Below are 5,194 nucleotides of genomic sequence, written 5' to 3'. Positions count from 1 at the left end.
CGTCCAAAGGCGTCCAATTGTGCGACTTTCATACGCAAAAGCCGGTTATTCTCGTCATGGGCGGCAGCCTTGGCTCGCAAGTGCTGAACGGTGCGCTCCGAGCGAATCTCGACCGCCTGCTGGAACAGTTCCAGATCGTGCATCTGGTCGGCAAAGGCAATGTCGATGCGGAGCTTGCCGGCAAACGCGGCTACCGCCAGTTCGAATATTTGAACGAAGAGCTGCCGGATGTGCTCGCGATGTCGTCGCTCGTGATTTCCCGGGCCGGCGCGACCTCGTTATTTGAATTTCTCGGCCTGAAGAAGCCGATGCTCTTGATTCCGCTCTCGCTTCAGGCGAGCCGTGGGGATCAGATCCTGAACGCAGCCTCCTTTGAAAAGGCGGGCTACGCCGATGTGCTGCCCGAGGAGCAGCTCACGGCGGAGACGCTCGCAGCGCGCGTAGAAGCGCTGTACGCGAATCGCGAGCGGTACATTGCGGCGATGAGCGCCCGCCAGGATACCGACGCCGTGGCGGCGATTGTGAGCCTGATTGAAGCGAGCTCCCTGAAAGCTTGATTTTTGTAAAGCCCATGGGCGATTGTCACACTCTTTCCGATTTTACATAAACTACACTATAACCGTGACAGACACCTAAGGCTCCATAAGCGGGCGGCTGCGAAGAACGGCCATCTTGCGCCAACCGGTCTTGTGGATTGAAATGCACTTAGCGATTCCAGATTTCTAACTTGCATTTCTGCCTGCGTTCTGTGAAGGAGGTTTTCCCATGCAGCAATTCATATCCGACTTAAAAGCCGCTGGTATTGGCGAGATTAAAACGAATGAACGTCTGGCCCCTTATACAACCTGGAAAATCGGCGGTCCCGCCGATATTCTGATCGTCCCGAATTCCAAGGAGCAGGCGGCAGGCGCCATTCGGTTTCTGCACGAGCGCGGCGTTCCGTGGACGGTGATTGGCCGGGGCTCGAACCTGCTGGTGCGTGACAAAGGAATTCGCGGTGTGGTCATCAAGCTGGGACCGACGCTGGATACGCTTCGTTTCGAAGGCACGACGGTCTATGCAGGCGCTTCGTATTCGTTTATTAAACTGTCTGTACTCGCAGCCAAAGAAGGATTGACCGGACTGGAGTTTGCCTCGGGCATTCCCGGTTCCGTGGGGGGCGCCGTCTATATGAACGCAGGAGCTCATGGGTCCGATGTGTCACGCATACTCAAGCAGGCTGAAGTCATCCTGGACACAGGGGAATTGGTTGTTATGCAGGCAGAGGATCTCAAGTATGCGTATCGGCATTCGATTCTGCATACGCTGCCCGGCATTGTCACAGAGGCGGTCTTTGAACTACAGGCGGGAGATCGCAACGAAATCGCAGGCGCCATGGCGGCTTATCGCGACCGGCGGCTTCGCACGCAGCCGCTTCAATTAGCTTGCGCCGGGAGCGTATTCCGCAACCCCGAAGGGGGCTATGCCGCCAAACTGATTGAGGAAGCCGGCCTGAAAGGCAGGCGTGTCGGTGGAGCGGAAATCTCAACGCTCCATGCCAATTTCATTGTAAATACGGGAGACGCCTCAGCCGAGGACGTTCTCACCCTGATTGGCGAGGTACAGGAGATTGTGCTGAACAAGTACAACGTTCGTCTCGTACCTGAAGTGCTGGTTATGGGCGAGAGGTAAATCGGAGGTGTAACTTTGGAGAAGCTCGTTATCGAAGGTGGAAAATCCCTGACGGGAGCCATCCAGATACACGGCGCGAAAAACGCCGCATTACCTATTTTAGCTGCCTGCATGCTGGCAAGCGGTACGATTACGTTACACAACGTTCCTAATTTGCTCGACATCGACACGATGCTGCGCATTCTGCGCGCGCTCGGTTGTCGTGCCGAGCAGCAGGGGGACACGGTCACCATTACAACCACCTCAGCTCATTCCTCTCACATCCCGGAAGAATTGATGGGGCAGATGCGCTCCTCGATTTTCCTGATGGGTCCGCTCTTAGCAAGATTCGGAGAAGTTACCGTGTATCAGCCCGGCGGATGCGCGATCGGCGAACGCAAGATCGATCTGCATCTGAAGGGGCTCGAGGCCCTTGGCGCCACGATCGAAGAATTTTCCAATAAAATCGTCTGTACGGCTGATCCGTTGCAAGGCAACGAAATTTTCCTTGATTTTCCAAGTGTTGGCGCAACCGAAAATATTATGATGGCGGCCGTAAAAGCGGAAGGCATTACGACCATCTATAATGCGGCGCGTGAACCGGAAATTCAGGATTTGCAAAACTTTTTGAATGCGATGGGTGCGGACATCATCGGAGCCGGTACCGATACGATTACGATTCGCGGTGTGAAGACGCTCACGCCGTGCACCTACCGAATTATACCCGACCGGATCGTCGCCGGCACTTTTCTAGTCGCTGCTGCCGCCACACGCGGGAATGTCACGCTTGAGAACGTCAATCCTTCCCATTTAACCTCAGTTATCCATGTCCTGAAGCGTGCAGGTGTTCAAATCATCACGGACGGTGATATAATACATGTAAGCTGTCCGACAAGACCCAAGGCGGTCGAACGCATTGTGACTTCGCCGCATCCGTCGTTCCCGACGGATCTGCAATCGCAAGTCATGGTGTTGTTGTCTCTAGCAGACGGCATGAGCATTATGAAAGAAACGATTTTCGAAGGCAGATTCAAGCATGTGGATGAACTGTCCCGCATGGGTGCAGACATTCGCGTAGATATGAGCTCAGCCTTTATCCGCGGCGTTCCGCGCTTGTACGGCGCCACGGTGGAAGCGACTGACTTAAGAGCCGGCGCAGCGCTTGTGATCGCCGGTCTGGCTGCCCATGGCACGACGATCGTTGAGCAGATTCACCATATTGATAGAGGCTATGATAGAATTGAAGTGATGTTGTCGCGGCTCGGTGCGTCGGTTCGCCGTCAAGCGCCAGTTCCCAGTGAGTAAAAGGCTGCTTCTCGAACATCGTGATCCTTGCAGGCAAGAAGCAGGGGCACGATGTTCGTGCGTAGTTACATAATGTCATAGGTGGTGCCCATTTTGTCTGAAGACCGCAAAGTTCCCGCTTTGCCCGTGCCTAAGCCGCGCGCGCGCTCGAATCGGAAAATGCTGATCTTTTTAATTTTATTTTTTATCACGGTACTTGTTGTGCTGTTCTTTCAGTCGTCGCTGAGTCGAATCAGCCAGATTGAGATTGAAGGCAATGAGCTTATTGCGCCGGATGTGATTGAACAAGCCAGTCAGGTTGCGGTAGGAGATCGCTTTTTTGCGGCCAGCTCCTCAGCCATTGCCGCACGGGTCGCCAAGCTGCCGATGATTCAGCATGCGGATGTGGACAAGCATTTCCCCGGCTTGCTCAAGATCACGGTGCAGGAATTTCCCAAGGTCGCGTTTCAACTGACGGCGGACGGGAAGAAGCAGGCCGTGCTTGCTGACGGAGCCGTTACGACGCTGCCGCCGGGGACGAGCATTCCGCTCGACATGCCAATTTTGACCGGTTGGGACGACAGCAATCCGAACAAGGCTGCGCTTTGCAAAGCGCTTGGCGAAATTCCGCAGAGCGCGCTTTCGGACGTATCCGAAATCAAGCCGGAGCCCAGCGAATCCTACCCGGATAAAATTAAACTCTACACCCGGTCGCAATACGAAGTCATCACGACGATTGCGTATTTGCCCGATAAGATTGACAGCTTGCCGGGCTATATCGCCTCCTTGCAGGAACAGCATATTTCGAATGGCGTCATTACGCTGCTGGAAGCCGAGTACCATACACCGTATGAAACGGTGCCAGACGATGCCAAAAGCGATGCGAAGACGACGCCGAAGCCTACTCCGAAGAACACACCGAAGAACACTCCGAAGCCATAAAGTCCGGGAGAGCTCGCGGTTACTGCTTTTTACTCAAAAAAACGAGGAATGGGCTACTCAATCTCTGAAATAAATGTTAAAATAAGTTTTATGGTTAAATAGGAATCTACTATTTCCTTCTAGCTTTTTTTCGTACTTACTAGCCATCATCATGGAAGTCTATGACTTTGTCGCTAACTCACAAAAATGCAAAAAAAATGTAGAAAAAAGAGGGATAATGGCGGTTGTGTGGAATACGTATAAAAGTCTTGCTGTAGGTTTTGCATTAATACCAAGGATACAGGAGGTGCCAGGGGCTTGAGCAACAATGACATCATTGTTAGTTTAGACATCGGTACATCCAAAGTTCGAGCTATTATTGGGGAAGTTGTTAACGGAACCATTAATATAATAGGAGTGGGATCTGCCGAGTCTGAAGGAATTCGTAAAGGCGCTATCGTTGACATTGATCAGACTGTACATTCGATCCGCAGTGCGGTGGATCATGCTGAACGAATGGTCGGCATACAAATTTCCGAAGTTTATGTTGGAATTTCAGGCAATCATATCGCTCTGCAGTCGAGCCATGGCGTTGTCGCCGTCTCGAACGAGGACCGCGAAATCGGCGAAGAGGATATTGATCGTGTCATTCAAGCGGCCAGAGTTATCGCCTTGCCTCCCGAACGTGAAATAATTGGAGTTGTACCAAAGCAATACCTCGTTGACGGCCAGGAAGGCATCAACGATCCGCGCGGCATGATCGGCGTTCGCCTCGAAGTGGAAGCGACCATCATAACCGGCGCGAAAACGGGCATACATAATTTGACGCGCGTCGTTGAGAAAGCCGAGCTGAAAGTGGCCGGACTCATTCTCATGTCGCATGCAGCGGGGCAACTGGCCCTGTCCAAAGATGAGAAGTCCGTCGGAACGATTCTTGTGGATATCGGAGCCGGCGCAACCACGATTGCGGTATTTGACCAAGGGAATCTTGTGGCGACGTCCACGATTCAAATCGGCGGGGAATATATCACCAACGATATTTCGATCGGTCTGCACACGCAGCTCGAGATCGCGGAGAAAATCAAGCTGAAATACGGCTGTGCCGCAGTCGAGGATTCGGCAGCCGATCAAGTGTTTAAAGTCATGCGAATGGGCAGCAACGTCGAGAAGGAGTTTTCGCAGGTCGATCTTGCGAATATTATCGAGCCTCGCGTGGAAGAGATTTTCCAGCTGATTCGGGGAGAAGTGCACCGTCTTGGCTACAGCCATTTGGTTGGCGGTTACGTATTGACAGGCGGGACGGTTTGTTTGCCGGGCATGTTGGCCGTGGGACAAGCTG

Annotated in this window: 5 protein-coding genes; all 5 read left to right on the top strand. The window is 53.0% G+C overall.

What is annotated here, in order from left to right; translation table 11 throughout:
- Positions 1–557 (top strand): glycosyltransferase (locus tag EJQ19_RS31430; protein ID WP_277600995.1); only part of this gene is annotated, 557 nt, incomplete at its 5' end.
- Between the two features lie 208 nt (positions 558–765).
- Positions 766–1,671, top strand: coding sequence for a UDP-N-acetylmuramate dehydrogenase (gene murB, locus EJQ19_RS31425; protein ID WP_126145146.1), 906 nt, complete (start codon positions 766–768; stop codon positions 1,669–1,671).
- 15 nt (positions 1,672–1,686) lie between these two features.
- Positions 1,687–2,955, top strand: a complete 1,269-nt coding sequence (gene murA / locus EJQ19_RS31420) for a UDP-N-acetylglucosamine 1-carboxyvinyltransferase (RefSeq protein WP_126145145.1) — start codon at positions 1,687–1,689, stop codon at positions 2,953–2,955.
- Between the two features lie 93 nt (positions 2,956–3,048).
- On the top strand, positions 3,049–3,876 hold the full coding sequence (locus EJQ19_RS31415) for a cell division protein FtsQ/DivIB (RefSeq protein WP_126145144.1): 828 nt from the start codon (positions 3,049–3,051) through the stop codon (positions 3,874–3,876).
- A 297-nt stretch (positions 3,877–4,173) separates the two neighbouring features.
- Positions 4,174–5,194: cell division protein FtsA (gene ftsA / locus EJQ19_RS31410; RefSeq protein WP_126145143.1), on the top strand; the 1,021-nt coding region annotated here is incomplete at its 3' end.

The sequence above is a fragment of the Paenibacillus whitsoniae genome (genome assembly GCF_003955665.1).
Classification (GTDB): Bacteria; Bacillota; Bacilli; order Paenibacillales; family NBRC-103111; genus Paenibacillus_E; species Paenibacillus_E whitsoniae.
The sequence above is the reverse complement of the archived record's forward strand: the minus strand, read 5'-3'. Positions and strand labels throughout refer to the sequence as shown.